Origin of the sequence: Paracoccus sp. (in: a-proteobacteria) (assembly GCF_046462195.1) — a bacterium.
GTDB lineage: Bacteria > Pseudomonadota > Alphaproteobacteria > Rhodobacterales > Rhodobacteraceae > Paracoccus.
Window position 1 is genome coordinate 1 of sequence record NZ_JBKGUN010000246.1, and the last position, 12,770, is coordinate 12,770.

The 12,770-nt window shown below is 64.3% G+C and carries 14 protein-coding genes; 9 read left to right on the forward strand and 5 right to left on the reverse strand.

Annotated elements, in window-relative coordinates; genetic code table 11:
• Positions 1-226: sulfotransferase family 2 domain-containing protein (locus ACLHHB_RS15395; RefSeq protein WP_410219162.1), on the reverse strand; the 226-nt coding region annotated here is incomplete at its 3' end.
• 168 nt (positions 227-394) lie between these two features.
• On the opposite strand from ACLHHB_RS15395, the gene ACLHHB_RS15400 reads away from it, so the two are divergent.
• Positions 395-1,972: a DUF5928 domain-containing protein gene (locus ACLHHB_RS15400; RefSeq protein ID WP_410219163.1), complete on the forward strand. Its 1,578-nt coding sequence runs from the start codon at positions 395-397 to the stop codon at positions 1,970-1,972.
• 14 nt (positions 1,973-1,986) lie between these two features.
• Positions 1,987-2,370: an HIT domain-containing protein gene (locus ACLHHB_RS15405; protein WP_410219164.1), complete on the forward strand. Its 384-nt coding sequence runs from the start codon at positions 1,987-1,989 to the stop codon at positions 2,368-2,370.
• A gap of 52 nt (positions 2,371-2,422) precedes the next feature.
• On the opposite strand, the gene ACLHHB_RS15410 is transcribed toward ACLHHB_RS15405, so the two are convergent.
• On the reverse strand, positions 2,423-3,346 hold the full coding sequence (locus ACLHHB_RS15410) for an ABC transporter ATP-binding protein (RefSeq protein WP_410219165.1): 924 nt from the start codon (positions 3,344-3,346) through the stop codon (positions 2,423-2,425).
• A gap of 146 nt (positions 3,347-3,492) precedes the next feature.
• On the opposite strand from ACLHHB_RS15410, the gene ACLHHB_RS15415 reads away from it, so the two are divergent.
• The gene (locus tag ACLHHB_RS15415; protein ID WP_410219174.1) at positions 3,493-3,681 is read left to right on the forward strand and encodes a zinc-finger domain-containing protein; all 189 of its coding nucleotides are present in this window, start codon (positions 3,493-3,495) and stop codon (positions 3,679-3,681) included.
• 55 nt (positions 3,682-3,736) lie between these two features.
• Here ACLHHB_RS15415 and ACLHHB_RS15420 read toward each other — a convergent pair whose 3' ends face one another.
• Positions 3,737-3,952: a DUF2256 domain-containing protein gene (locus ACLHHB_RS15420; RefSeq protein ID WP_410219166.1), complete on the reverse strand. Its 216-nt coding sequence runs from the start codon at positions 3,950-3,952 to the stop codon at positions 3,737-3,739.
• A gap of 38 nt (positions 3,953-3,990) precedes the next feature.
• Here ACLHHB_RS15420 and polA point away from each other — a divergent pair, with 38 nt between their 5' ends.
• Positions 3,991-6,789 (forward strand): DNA polymerase I, encoded by a 2,799-nt coding sequence (gene polA / locus ACLHHB_RS15425; RefSeq protein ID WP_410219167.1) that lies wholly within the window; start codon positions 3,991-3,993, stop codon positions 6,787-6,789.
• 16 nt (positions 6,790-6,805) lie between these two features.
• Here the strand turns inward: polA and hemN are convergent, their stop codons facing one another.
• Positions 6,806-8,152: an oxygen-independent coproporphyrinogen III oxidase gene (gene hemN / locus ACLHHB_RS15430; RefSeq protein WP_410219168.1), complete on the reverse strand. Its 1,347-nt coding sequence runs from the start codon at positions 8,150-8,152 to the stop codon at positions 6,806-6,808.
• Positions 8,153-8,235: 83 nt separating this feature from the next.
• Between hemN and fnrL the strand changes: the two genes are divergently transcribed.
• The 4 genes from fnrL to queE all read left to right on the forward strand — a co-directional run bounded on the left by fnrL (position 8,236) and on the right by queE (position 10,830).
• Complete coding sequence (gene fnrL, locus ACLHHB_RS15435; protein ID WP_410219175.1) at positions 8,236-8,952, forward strand: transcriptional regulator FnrL; 717 nt, start codon at positions 8,236-8,238, stop codon at positions 8,950-8,952.
• A 110-nt stretch (positions 8,953-9,062) separates the two neighbouring features.
• Positions 9,063-9,770, forward strand: coding sequence for a 7-cyano-7-deazaguanine synthase QueC (gene queC, locus ACLHHB_RS15440; RefSeq protein WP_410219169.1), 708 nt, complete (start codon positions 9,063-9,065; stop codon positions 9,768-9,770).
• Positions 9,770-10,123 carry a 6-carboxytetrahydropterin synthase QueD gene (gene queD / locus ACLHHB_RS15445; protein ID WP_410219170.1) on the forward strand — a complete coding sequence of 118 codons (354 nt, stop codon included), beginning with the start codon at positions 9,770-9,772 and terminating at the stop codon, positions 10,121-10,123. Before queC ends, queD begins: the two co-directional genes overlap by 1 nt.
• Positions 10,120-10,830 carry a 7-carboxy-7-deazaguanine synthase QueE gene (gene queE / locus ACLHHB_RS15450; RefSeq protein WP_410219171.1) on the forward strand — a complete coding sequence of 237 codons (711 nt, stop codon included), beginning with the start codon at positions 10,120-10,122 and terminating at the stop codon, positions 10,828-10,830. The genes queD and queE overlap by 4 nt, the downstream gene beginning before the upstream one ends.
• Positions 10,831-10,886: 56 nt before the next feature.
• Here the strand turns inward: queE and ACLHHB_RS15455 are convergent, their stop codons facing one another.
• Positions 10,887-11,726, reverse strand: a complete 840-nt coding sequence (locus ACLHHB_RS15455; RefSeq protein ID WP_410219172.1) for a universal stress protein — start codon at positions 11,724-11,726, stop codon at positions 10,887-10,889.
• Between the two features lie 207 nt (positions 11,727-11,933).
• Here ACLHHB_RS15455 and ACLHHB_RS15460 point away from each other — a divergent pair.
• A partial coding sequence (locus tag ACLHHB_RS15460; RefSeq protein WP_410219173.1) for a cbb3-type cytochrome c oxidase subunit I occupies positions 11,934-12,770 on the forward strand: 837 nt, incomplete at its 3' end.

Here is a 12,770-nt window from a genome sequence, read left to right on the forward strand (position 1 = left end):
TGAAGGTGACGCCGGAACGGTCGCGCACCGCGCGCTCGATTGGCTCGTGACTGTGTTCCTGGGCCCATTTGTGCAGGCCGTCGGTCGAATCATGGATGTCCCCGTCGAAAAAGCGGCCGTGATCCGAATAGAACATGATCTGCCCGATGGTCGAGCAGGCGCATTTCGGCACGACCCGATAGGTCATGCTCTCGCTCTCGGTCATCCATACGCCGGGAAAGCCCATTGTGATACGTCTCCGATTGCAGGACGGTGACCGGATGGAGCATGCGGCTGGCCGTGCTGCTTGTCCCAACAGCAAAATTCGTTACACACACACAAATCAAAACCACAGGACATTTTCAACGCCTTACCTAGAACTATCGGAAATCAGTCACGGGAACCGGCGCCCTCCATGGCTCGCATCGCTTTCATCCTCCTTACCCACAAGGATCCCCAGGGGGTCATCGACCAGGCGCGCCGGCTGACGGCGACGGGCGATTTCGTTTCCATCCATTTCGACAGGCGTGCACCTTCTGCCATGTTCCAGCAGATCCGCGACGCGCTTGGCGATCATCCTGGAGTGACGTTCGCGCAGCGTCGCCTCAAATGCGGCTGGGGGGAATGGTCGCTGGTTGCAGCCACGCTGGAGGCGCTGCGGGCGGCGGAGGCCGCCTTTCCCCAGGCCACGCATTTCTACATGCTGTCGGGCGACTGCATGCCAATCAAATCGGCCGAGTTCGCGCGTTCCTTTCTGGATTCCGAAGACTGCGACTACATTGAAAGCTTCGATTTCTTCGAAAGCGACTGGATCAAGACCGGTCTCAAGGAAGAACGGCTGGTGTACCGCCATGTCTTCAACGAACGCACGCAGAAATGGCTGTTCTATAGCAGCTTCGAATTGCAGAAGCGGTTCGGTCTGACGCGCGCGGTGCCTGACGACCTGCAGGTGATGATCGGGTCGCAATGGTGGTGCCTGCGCCGCCAGACCGTCGAAGCGATCTTTGCGCTGATTCGCCAGCGCCCCGAGATCCCGCGCTTCTTCAGCACCACATGGATTCCGGACGAGACGTTCTTTCAAACGCTGGTGGCGCATCTTGTGCCACGCACGCAAATCCGCACCCGCACGCTGACCTTCCTGATCTTCACCGACTACGGGATGCCGGTCACCTTCTACAACGATCATTATGACCTGCTGCTGCGGCAGGATTATCTGTTTGCCCGCAAGATCAGCCCCGAGGCGCTGGAGTTGCGAGCTCGCCTGGGGGCGCTGTGGCAGACCGAGGGGCTGGAATTTCCCATTTCGGCCGAAGGGCGGCGGTTGTTCGCCTTTCTGACGGGGCGAGGGCGGATCGGCCGGCGGTTCGCGCGCCGCTTCTGGGAAACGGATGGAAGCCTTGGAAACCAGCGCGTGCTGCACATCATGGTGGCGAAAAAATGGCACATCGCCAAGCGTCTGGCTGCAGCCATTCGCGACACGACCCCCATTCCGGCGGTCGATTACATCTTCAACGAACTGGATGCCAACCTGCCTGACATGGGCGGAGTCGCGAGTTCCGTAAGCAAGCGCGAGAGACATCGGCGCGCCTTGGTCAAGCTGCTTTTCGACCACTTCGAATCGCAAAGCCTGGTGTTCTGCGTGGATCCCTCGGCACTCAGCCTGATCGCGGATTTCGACCGGGACCGGGCCGAAACGCGCATCCTGTTCATCGACAGCCGCTTTGACGATGATTACCTGCGCGGTCACATGGGGCGGGTCGGGCTGATCACGCCGGATGCGCCCGAGGAAGCCGCGCAGCGGGTGATGCCCATTGTGCGCGGGGACCTGCAGCACGAAGCCGATCGCCTGCGTGAAGCCGGCTTGGCCCGATTTGGCACCATCTCGGAAACCGTATCATCCGAACGCAACGCCGCCGCCATCGCCGCGTTCCTCGGTGTGGGGCCGGAAGACGCGATGGCGCTGGCCCAGACCCCGCATCTGTTCGCCGATTGAAAAAGGAAGAAACCATGGCCTTTGCCTATGATGACACCAACATCTTCGCCCGCATCCTCCGCGGAGAGATCCCGAACGACACCGTGGCCGAGAACGAACATGCACTGGCCTTCCGCGACATCTCCCCCAAGGCCCCCAGCCATGTTCTGGTGATCCCCAAAGGCAAGTATGTCAGCTTTGACGATTTTGCCGCAAATGCTTCCGAGGCGGAAATGGCAGGGTTCATGCGGCTTTGCGCGCAGGTTTGTGCGACCGAGGGCGTGGGGCTGGATCAGGGCGGGCAGGGCTTTCGCGCCATCACCAATGCCGGGGTACACGGCGTGCAGGAGGTTCCGCATTTCCACCTGCACATCATGGGCGGGACCGTCATGGGACCGATGATCGCGGCGCGGGGCTGAGGCCGGGCGCAGGCGCCGCTGGGGGCGGCGCCTGCCTTGGCACGAATGGTGATCAGCCGCGGGTCAGCTCGACAAAGACATCTTCGAGGTCGGGCTGTTCGGTCGCGACATCGAGGATGGGAATACCCGCCCCCCGCAGCGCATCGAGGATCTGGTCGGCGCGCAGGCGCGATGGCGGGTAGGTGATGGCCAGCCGCCCGTCCGGGCGCCGCTCGGCCTTTGTCCCCTGAGGCAGGTCGGGCAGCGCGACGGGGCCGCCCGTGTCCAGCACCAGTGTCTTGCCGTCGGTGCGCGACAGCAGCTCGCGCGTGTTCTGGCGGATCACGACCTGGCCATGGTTGATGATGGCGATCTCGTCGCACATCTGTTCGGCCTCCTCCAGGTAGTGCGTCGTCAGGATGATCGTCATCCCCTGTTCGTTGAGCTTGCGCACATTGGCCCAGAGCATCTCGCGCAGGGTGATGTCCACACCGGCAGTGGGCTCGTCCAGCACGAGGACCTGCGGGCGGTGGACCAGTGCCTTGGCCAGCAGAAGACGCCGCTTCATCCCGCCGGACAGGTTGCGGGCATAAGCATTCGCCTGATCGGTCAGCCCCACCAGCGCCAGCAGTTCGTCTGTCCAGCGTTCACCCCTGGGCACGCCGTAAAGGCCTGCCTGCACCTCGAGACTGGCGCGCGGGCTGAAGAACGGGTCCATGTTCAGTTCCTGCGGCATGACTCCAATGGCCGCGCGCGACTGGCGCGGGTTCACGTCCTGGTCAAAGCCCCAGATGGTGACGCGGCCGCCGGTCTTGTTCACCAAGCCTGCCAGGATGTTGATCAGGGTCGACTTGCCTGCGCCATTCGGCCCCAGAAGGCCGAAGATGCTGCCCGCACGGATGTTCAGGTCGACCCCTTTCAGCGCCTCCTTGGCGGGGGCGCCGCCTTGGGCGGCATAGGTCTTGCGGAGGCCGGTGATCTGGATGGCGTCGGACATGGGAATTCCTTGCAGAGCTTGCGAAGGCAGGCGGCGCTGCGCTAATGGGGTTAGACCAGATGATGCAAGCCGCCACAAGAAGGCCAGCCATGACGCAGCACGTGACGCCTGAAACCCCGATGTCGACCGAAACCGGCCCCGAGGCGCTGAACCGTCCCGCCCCCGTAACCGAGGTGGTCACCCGCTGGCGTGTCAGCTGCGACGGGGACGACGCGGCGGGCCTGGGTCATCCTCGCGTCTGGCTGGCGATTGCCCCCGAAGCGGGCTATGTTGACTGCGGTTATTGCGACAAGCGTTTCGTGATCGACCGCGCCCATGCGCATGACGACCACTAGGCTCTGAGTCTCCGTTCCCGGCCCGCGCCGCCTTTCAGGCCCCGTTGAGGGGCCATCAAGGCGGGGTGGCTGCGCCACCCTTGGGCGGCCGTCGCTTCTGGTTGCGGCACCTGTCCGAACAATAGCGAACCTGATCCCAGTCCTTGGCCCATTTCTTGCGCCAGCTGAATGGCAGACCGCAGGCGGTGCAAATCTTGTGCGGCATATCCGACTTGCGGCGCATGGGCGGCATGGGGCACCTTTCGGCGGCTGGAAGATTTCGGGCAGGCATGGCAAAAGGCAGGCCTCAGCAGCAGGAGACAGGTGATCATGGGCGACGCATTCGGCAAGGGCTGTCATCTGCATCTGATCGACGGATCGGCCTTCATCTTTCGCGCCTATCATGCGCTGCCGCCCCTGACGCGCAAGTCGGATGGACTGCCGGTGGGCGCTGTTGCGGGTTTTTGCAACATGCTGTGGCGTTACGTGCAGACGGATGACGGGCACACTGCGCCGACCCATGCGGCGGTGATCTTCGACCACAGCTCGAAGACCTTTCGCAACGAGATCTATTCGGCCTACAAGGCCCATCGCCCCGAGCCGCCCGAGGATCTGCGCCCGCAGTTCCCGCTGACCCGCGATGCCACGCGCGCCTTCAACATCGCCTGCATCGAGACCGAGGGCTATGAGGCCGATGACATCATCGCCGCCTTGGCCTGCCGGGCGCGCGAGGCGGGCGGTTCGGCCACGATCATCAGCAGCGACAAGGACCTGATGCAGCTGATCGGGAACGGTGTGGACATGCTGGACCCGATCAAGAACAAGCTGATCGGCCCGGACGAGGTGATGGAAAAGTTCGGCGTGGGCCCCGACCGTGTGGTGGACGTGCAGGCCTTGGCGGGCGATCCGGTGGACAACGTGCCCGGCGCCCCCGGCATCGGCATCAAGACAGCCGCCCTGCTGATCCAGGAATATGGCGACCTGGAAAGCCTGCTGGAGCGTGCGGCCGAGATCAAGCAGCCCAAGCGCCGCCAGACCCTGATCGACCATGCCGAGCAGATCCGCATCAGCAAGCGGCTGGTGTCGCTGGATTGCGACACGCCGCTGGACTTTACCCTGGACAGCCTGGAGGTGCGCGCGCCCGAGCCCGAGCGTCTGCTGGCCTTCCTGTCGGACATGGAGTTGCGCACGCTGACGAATCGTGTGGCCCAGGTACTGGGTGCCGAGGCCCCCGTGATTCAGGCAGCCCCCGCCAGTGACGCGCCCGCGGCACCCGAGCAGCCGCCCATCGACACGTCGGCCTATGAAACCGTGGCAGACATGGAGGCGCTGGAGGCTTGGATCGCGGCCATCCAAGAGGCGGGTCAGGTCGCCATCGACACCGAGACGACAGGGCTGGACGAGATGCAGGCCGATCTGGTCGGCCTGTCGCTGGCCGTTGCGCCGGGGCGGGCCTGCTATATCCCCGTGGGCCATATCGCAGGGGGGGATGACCTGTTCGGGTCGTCCGCGCGAGTGGCGGGGCAGCTGGATCTGGACCGGGTGCTGGCATCGCTGAAGCCGGTGCTGGAGGATGCGTCCATCCTCAAGATCGGGCAGAACCTGAAATACGACTGGAAGATGCTGGCCCGCCACGGCATTCGCATGACGCCTCTGGCCGACACGATGCTGATGTCCTATGCGCTGAACGCGGGCACGCACAATCACGGCATGGACGAGCTGGCCGAGCGTTATCTGGGCCACAAATGCATTCCGATCAAGGACCTGATCGGTTCGGGCAAGTCGCAGATCCATTTCGGGCAGGTCGCCATCGACAAGGCCGCCCCTTATGCGGCCGAGGATGCGGATGTGACGCTGCGCCTTTACCAGCATTTCGCCCCCATGCTGCCGGCCGAGAAGGTCAGCACCGTGTATCACACGCTGGAACGCCCGATGATTCCGGTTCTGGCGCAGATGGAGATGGCGGGCGTCCGCATCGATCCCGACACGCTGAAACGCATGTCGAACGCCTTTTCGCAAAAGATGGCACAGCTGGAGGACGAGATCTTCGGTCTGGCCGGCCAGAGCTTCAACATCGGCAGCCCCAAGCAGTTGGGCGAGATCCTGTTCGACAAGATGGGGCTGGCGGGCGGCAAGCAGGGCAAGACCGGGGCCTTTTCCACCAGCGCCGACGTGCTGGAGGATCTGGCCGCCGAGGGGCACGACCTTCCGGCGCGGGTGCTGGACTGGCGTCAGATCAGCAAGCTGAAATCGACCTATACGGATGCGCTGCCGACCTATGTGAATGCGGAAACGGGGCGGGTGCACACCTGTTATTCCATCACCGGGGCCCAGACCGGGCGCCTGTCCTCGACAGACCCGAACCTGCAGAACATTCCCATCCGCAGCGACGAGGGACGCCGCATCCGCCAGGCCTTCATCGCGCCCGAGGGGTACCGCCTCGTCAGTCTCGACTACAGCCAGATCGAACTGCGGATCCTGGCCCATGTCGCTGACATTCCCGCCTTGAAGCAGGCCTTCCGCGAGGGGATCGACATCCACGCCATGACGGCCAGCCAGATGTTCGGCGTCCCGGTCGAGGGGATGGACCCCATGATCCGCCGCCGCGCCAAGGCGATCAACTTTGGCGTGATCTATGGCATCTCCAGCTTTGGTCTGTCGCGCAACCTGCGCATTCCGCGGAACGAGGCCCAAAGCTTCATCGACACCTATTTCGAACGCTTTCCCGAAATCCGGGCCTATATGGACAAGACGGTCGCGGATGCGAAGCAGGACGGTCATGTCACCACGCTGTTCGGTCGGCGCATCAACACGCCGGGCATCAACCAGTCCGGCCCGGCGGCCGGCGGTGCGCGTCGGGCGGCCATCAACGCGCCCATTCAGGGGGCGGCGGCCGACATCATCCGCCGCGCCATGATCCGCATGCCGGATGCCATTGCCGACCTGCCTGCGCGAATGCTGCTGCAGGTTCATGACGAACTGGTCTTCGAGGTTCAGGACGACGCCGTGGATGTTCTGATCACCCGCGCCCGCGACATCATGGAAAACGCGGCCGAACCTTCGGTGCGGCTGTCGGTGCCGCTGGTCGTGGATGCGGGACAGGGAATGAACTGGGCCGAGGCGCACTGACGCCCCGGCCGGTCAGTCAGACCGCGACCGAATGGCTGCCTTCGGGCGCGGCATAGCCGTCCAGCGCTTGCGCGATCAGGCGTGTCAGGGGGCGTCCCTCGGGTGTGATCTCGAAGGTGCTGTCGGTCAGGCGCACGGCCGGGCCAAAACGCGCCAGCAGTGGCTGGAACAGGTCCGGGGGCAGGGGACCGACCTCGGTCGTCATTGCGGCCAGGTCGATCTGGAAATCGCACATCAGCGCCTCGATCAGGCGGCCGCGCCAGCGATCCTCGGGCGTGAAGGCGTGGCCGCGCGTGACCGGGATGCGTCCCTCGCGCACGGCCGCCACATAGGCCCCCGTCGCCGGGGCGTTCTGCGCATAGCCTTGGGGGTAGCGGGAAATGGACGAAGCGCCCAAGCCGATCAGCACGGGTGCCGGATCGTCCGTATAGCCCTGAAAGTTGCGTCGAAGCCGGCCTTCGGTCGCCGCCCTTGCCAGTCCATCTTCGGGACGTGCGAAATGGTCGATGCCGATCTGCCGGAAACCATCGTCCAGAAACAGTTCGGCTGCCGTCTCGAACAGCGCCAGCCGCGCCTCGCCACCGGGCAGGGCTTCGCTGGGGATCATCACCTGCCGCTTGGACATCCAGGGCACATGGGCATAACCGTAAAGGGCCACACGGTCGGGAGACAGCGCCAGCACCTTCTGGACGGTGTCAGCCATGCGTCGGCCCGTCTGGTGGGGCAGGCCGTAAAGGATGTCCGCGTTCAGGCTGGCGATGCCGTGCTGGCGAATCAGCCTGATGGCCCTGGCGGTCATCTCGAAGCTTTGCGGGCGGCCGATCGTTTCCTGGATCAGCGGATCGAAGTCCTGCACCCCGATCGAGGCGCGGGTCATGCCCGCGGCGGCCAACGCGGCCATGCGAGGGGCGTCGATTTCCGAGGGATCGATCTCGACCGAGAACTCTCCGCCCTCGGCCATCGGGAAAGCGTTAAAGATCGCGCCAGCCAGCCGGCAGATCAGGTCGGCCGGCAGCAGCGTCGGCGTGCCGCCACCCCAGTGCAGGCGCGACAACCGCGTGCCCGGTGCCAGCCGCCGACGCAGCGCCTGCAACTCGGCCTCCAGAGTGGCGACATAGGCGCGCACGGGGTCGAGGCTCTGGGTACCCTGCGTCCGGCAGGCGCAGAACCAGCACAGGCGACGGCAGAAAGGCACATGGACATAAAGAGAGACCTGCGTCCCTTGGGGCAGCGCGGCCATCCATCCGCCGACAAGATCCCCGTCCACTGCGGGGCTGAACTGCGTGGCCGGAGGATAGCTGGTGTAGCGGGGTGCGCGTGCCTCGAACAGACCGGCGCGTCGAAGTTGCGAAAGATGTTCCATGAGGGTATCCTTGAAGGAACATGCGAACACCCGCCTTGACCCAGATCAAGCCCGGCCAGACGGGCAACCCCGCGCATGACAACATGCGCTGCACGGATTGTCCGATCCGTTACCGGGCCGTTTGTGCGCAGTGCGAAGGGGACGAGCTGGCTGAACTGGAAGGCATCAAGTTCTATCGCAGCTTCGAGGTGGGGCAGCCGATCGTCTGGGAGGGCGACCGGATGGACTTTGTCGCCTCGGTCGTGACGGGTGTCGCTTCGCTGACCCAGACACTGGAAGACGGGCGCACGCAGATCGTGGGCCTCCTGTTGCCCAGCGACTTTCTCGGCCGCCCGGGCCGGGATCAGGCACCTTACAACGCAACGGCCGCAACGCGCGTCGTGCTGTGCTGTTTCCGGCGCAAGCCCTTTGACCAGATGATGCGCCGCACCCCTCATCTGGCCCATCGCCTGCTGGAGATGACGCTGGACGAGCTGGATGCGGCCCGCGAATGGATGCTGCTTCTGGGACGCAAGACGGCCCGCGAGAAGATCGCGTCCTTTATCGCCATCGTCGCGCGACGCGAGGCTGCCTTGCAAAAGCGCCGCGCTGGGGGCCGGATGGAGCTGGAACTGCCGCTGTCGCGCGAGGCCATGGCCGATTACCTGGGCCTGACGATCGAGACGGTCAGCCGGCAGATCGGCGCCCTCAAGCGAGAAGGCGTGATCGAACTGCAAGGAAAGCGGGGCGTGATCCTGCCGGACTTTGCGCGGCTTGTCGAAGAATCGGGCGACGATTCGGATGGCGGCACGCTGTCCTGACCTGCAGAACCCCCTGAGGCGGCACGTCACCCTTCACATCCCGCGTTTCGCCTGATAGTCGGACGCTTTCCGGTCGCAGCCTACCCGGGTCACAAAAACAAGGGTCACTCATGAAAACCACTCTCGTCTGCTCGGGCGGGCTCGACTCCGTTTCGCTTGCCCATGTTCTGTCGGTCCAAGGTCGGCTGACCCGTATCGTCAGTTTCGATTATGGCCAGCGCCACCGCAAGGAACTGGATTTTGCCGCCGCCTGTGCCCGCCGCCTCGGCGTGCCCTTCCATCTGGTCGACCTGTCGGGGCTCGGCGCGGCCCTGACCGGTTCGGCGCTGACCGATGATATCGCCGTGCCCGACGGTCATTATGCCGAGGACACGATGCGTGTCACCGTTGTGCCCAATCGCAACGCGATCATGCTGACGATCGCCTTTGGCATTGCTGCGGCAAACGGTGACGATGCGGTCGCCGCGGCGGTGCATGGGGGCGATCACTTCATCTATCCCGACTGTCGCCCGGCCTTCACCGATGCCTTCGCGGCCATGCAGGTGGCGGCGCTGGACGGTTACGCCCGTGTCGCGCTGCATGTGCCCTTTGTCCGCGCAACAAAGGCCGACATCGTCGCGGCCGGCGCGGATAACGGAACACCGTTTGCGGACACCTGGTCCTGCTACAAGGGCGGCGTGCGGCATTGCGGCCGTTGCGGCACCTGCGTTGAACGGCGTGAAGCATTTCATCTGGCGGGCGTTCCGGATCCCACGGATTACGAAGATCCCGATTACTGGCAGGCGGCCGTCGCGGCCCATGCGGAAGGAGATGCGTGATGTACCGCATCAGCAAGGAATTTCATTTCAGCGCCTCGCACTGCCTATCGCATCTTCCCGAAGACCATCAATGCGCGCGCCTGCATGGCCATAACTATATCGTTGTCGTGGAATTGGCCGCCGCCGATCTGAACAGCGATGGCTTCGTGCGCGATTACCATGAGCTGAAGCCGTTGAAGGATTACATCGACACGCGGTTCGATCACCGCCACCTGAACGAGGTGATCGACGGTGCCAGCACGGCGGAGAATCTGGCAAGGCACTTTTTCGACTGGTGCCGTGCCCGTTGGGCCGAGACCAGCGCCGTCAAGGTCAGCGAGACGCCCAAGACCTGGGCCGAGTATCGCCCGTGACCCGGCTGCGCATTGCCGAGATATTCGGCCCGACCATCCAGGGGGAAGGGGCGCTGATCGGTCAACCGACGGTCTTTGTCAGGGCAGGGGGTTGTGATTACCGCTGTTCGTGGTGCGATTCGCTGCATGCGGTCGACAGTGCCTATCGCGACACATGGGCCGCGATGAGTACCGATGAGGTATGGGCAGAGGTCGAGGCGCTGTCGGGCGGGCGGCCCTTGACGGTGTCGATCTCGGGCGGAAATCCGGCTATCCAGGACTTTGGGCCGCTGATCGCGCAGGGCAGGGCAAAAGGTTACGGCTTCGCGCTAGAAACGCAGGGATCGATTGCGCGGAACTGGTTTGCCGGCTTGTCCATGCTGGTCCTCAGCCCCAAGCCGCCTTCCAGCAGTGAAGTGCCGGACTGGGCCGCCTTTGAATCCTGTGTTGCGGCAGGTTGCCAGGCGGGAGCGACCGTCTTGAAGATCGTGGTCTTCGACGATGCCGATTACGCTTGGGCGCAGGAGGTTGCGGCGCGTTATCCTGCGCTGCCGCTGTACCTGCAACCAGGCAACCCCGAGGTGGACCCGACGACTCCCGTGGCTGCACAGGATGTGGCCGACCGCCTGCTGTGGCTGGTCGACAAGGTCGTGGCGGATGGCTGGTTCGCCGCCCGCGTGCTGCCTCAACTGCATGTCATGTTGTGGGGCAACAAGCGCGGGGTGTGACGCGTTGCGGCGTCCGGGGCGTTCTGCCCCGGACCTGTGCAAAGGCTGGGCCAACCTTAACGCGCCATGAAGACGGGCACCTTGGCTTGTTCCAGCATGTTCCGCGTGGCACCGCCCAGGATCGCCTGGCGCAGGCGCGAATGGCCATAAGCGCCCATCACCACCAGATCCGCGCCGATCTCGACCGCGCGGCGGTTGATCTCGTCGCTGATGCGGGGCGCGGTGCGGGCCAAGACCGCGATCTCGACCCGGACGCCGTGCCGGGTCAGCATCTGCGTCAGCGAGCCGCCGGGATCGGAACGTTCCGGCCCGCTGCGTCGCGGATCGATGCAGGTCACCTCGACCGAGCGCGCGGCCTTGAGCAGGGGCAGCGCGCGGCGGATCGCCGCCAGTGCCTCGGTCGACTGGTTCCAGGCGACAAGCGCACGCTGCGGGGGCAGGGCCGGGGTCGAGCCCTCGGGCAGCACCAGAACCGGACAGCTGCCATCGAACAATGCCGCTTCGACCACGAATTCCGCGTCGCCGGGCTGGCCCTGCGCATAAGGACTGGCCAGCACCGTCAGGTCGGCAAAGCGGGCGCGCATGCCAACCAGCCCGCTGATGCCGCCCGCTTGCGCAACGGCCGCTTCGCTGGACCAGCGCAGGTCCGTGGCCGCAGCCAGATGCTGTCGCAGCCGTGCCTCCAAACTTTCGGCATCCGCCATGGCCGATTCGATCGCGTCTTGCAGCCCATAGGCCGTTCCGCCGGGAAAATAGTACCCCGGCTGGCTGTGATCGATGCCAAGGCACAGGATCTCCAGATGCGCATCCTGCGAAACCGCCAGCGAGGCGGCCGCATCGACCTGCGCGATCTGCGAGAGTTTGCTGATAACGGTCAGTATCGTCTTGTAGGCCATGGCTGCCTCCTGATGTCGCGATCCTTTCATCCTGCACCTGATTGGCCGCAAGTCACCTTGATCAGGGTCAAATCCGCCACTTGACGCAGATCAAGGCCGGAACCGCATCCCGAACCTATTCCCTGCTGATCGACAGACCCCGCGCCGCGCATGATTCGTCATGGCGCAACGGGCCAGCAGAGGGACGCGGATGGGCACGAGGACGCCATGTGGAATTATGTGAAACTGATGCTGCTGGGCGGGACGGCATTGTTTGCCGCCATCGGCGCCAACCTTGCGCGTGACCCCGCCTACATGGTCAATGCGCTGACCGTCATGCTGGTGGCCGGCGGCCTGTTCCTTTGGGTCCTGCGCCGCGTGGACGAGCCGATCGCGATCCCCGATCCGCGCGAATACATGGACGGCGTGATCCGCGCCGGTGTTGTGGCGACCGTCCTGTGGGGGATCGTGGGTTTTCTGGTGGGCGTCGTCATCGCCTTCCAGCTGGCTTTTCCGTCCCTGAACTTCAGCGACCTGACCCAAGGTTACCTGAACTTCGGCAAGCTGCGGCCGCTTCACACCAGTGCGGTGATCTTTGCCTTTGGTGGCAATGCGCTGATCGCGACAAGCTTCTATGTGGTGCAGCGCACGTCGGCGGCGCGGCTTTGGGGCGGGAACACGGCCTGGTTCGTGTTCTGGGGGTACAACCTGTTCATCGTGCTGGCCGCGACAGGCTATATCCTGGGCGCCACCCAGTCCAAAGAATACGCCGAGCCGGAATGGTATGTCGATTGGTGGCTGACCGTAGTCTGGCTGGCCTATCTGGCGGTTTTCCTGGGCACGATCATCAAGCGGAAAGAGCCGCACATCTACGTGGCCAACTGGTTCTATCTGGGCTTCATCGTCACGATCGCGATGCTGCATGTCGTCAACAACCTGTCGGTCCCGGTCAGCATCTGGGGCAGCAAGTCCGTGCAGCTGTTCAGCGGCGTGCAGGACGCGATGGTCCAGTGGTGGTACGGCCACAACGCGGTCGGCTTCTTCCTGACTGCCGGCTTTCTGGGA

Excerpts from the sequence above, each read along its gene's own strand:
- ACLHHB_RS15400 (WP_410219163.1), top strand. The coding sequence starts at position 395 with ATGGCTCGCATCGCTTTCATCCTCCTTACCCACAAGGATCCCCAGGGG.
- ACLHHB_RS15405 (WP_410219164.1), top strand. The coding sequence starts at position 1,987 with ATGGCCTTTGCCTATGATGACACCAACATCTTCGCCCGCATCCTCCGC.
- ACLHHB_RS15410 (WP_410219165.1), bottom strand. The coding sequence starts at position 3,346 with ATGTCCGACGCCATCCAGATCACCGGCCTCCGCAAGACCTATGCCGCC.
- ACLHHB_RS15420 (WP_410219166.1), bottom strand. The coding sequence starts at position 3,952 with ATGCCTGCCCGAAATCTTCCAGCCGCCGAAAGGTGCCCCATGCCGCCC.
- polA (WP_410219167.1), top strand. The coding sequence starts at position 3,991 with ATGGGCGACGCATTCGGCAAGGGCTGTCATCTGCATCTGATCGACGGA.
- hemN (WP_410219168.1), bottom strand. The coding sequence starts at position 8,152 with ATGGAACATCTTTCGCAACTTCGACGCGCCGGTCTGTTCGAGGCACGC.
- fnrL (WP_410219175.1), top strand. The coding sequence starts at position 8,236 with ATGCGCTGCACGGATTGTCCGATCCGTTACCGGGCCGTTTGTGCGCAG.
- queC (WP_410219169.1), top strand. The coding sequence starts at position 9,063 with ATGAAAACCACTCTCGTCTGCTCGGGCGGGCTCGACTCCGTTTCGCTT.
- queD (WP_410219170.1), top strand. The coding sequence starts at position 9,770 with ATGTACCGCATCAGCAAGGAATTTCATTTCAGCGCCTCGCACTGCCTA.
- ACLHHB_RS15455 (WP_410219172.1), bottom strand. The coding sequence starts at position 11,726 with ATGGCCTACAAGACGATACTGACCGTTATCAGCAAACTCTCGCAGATC.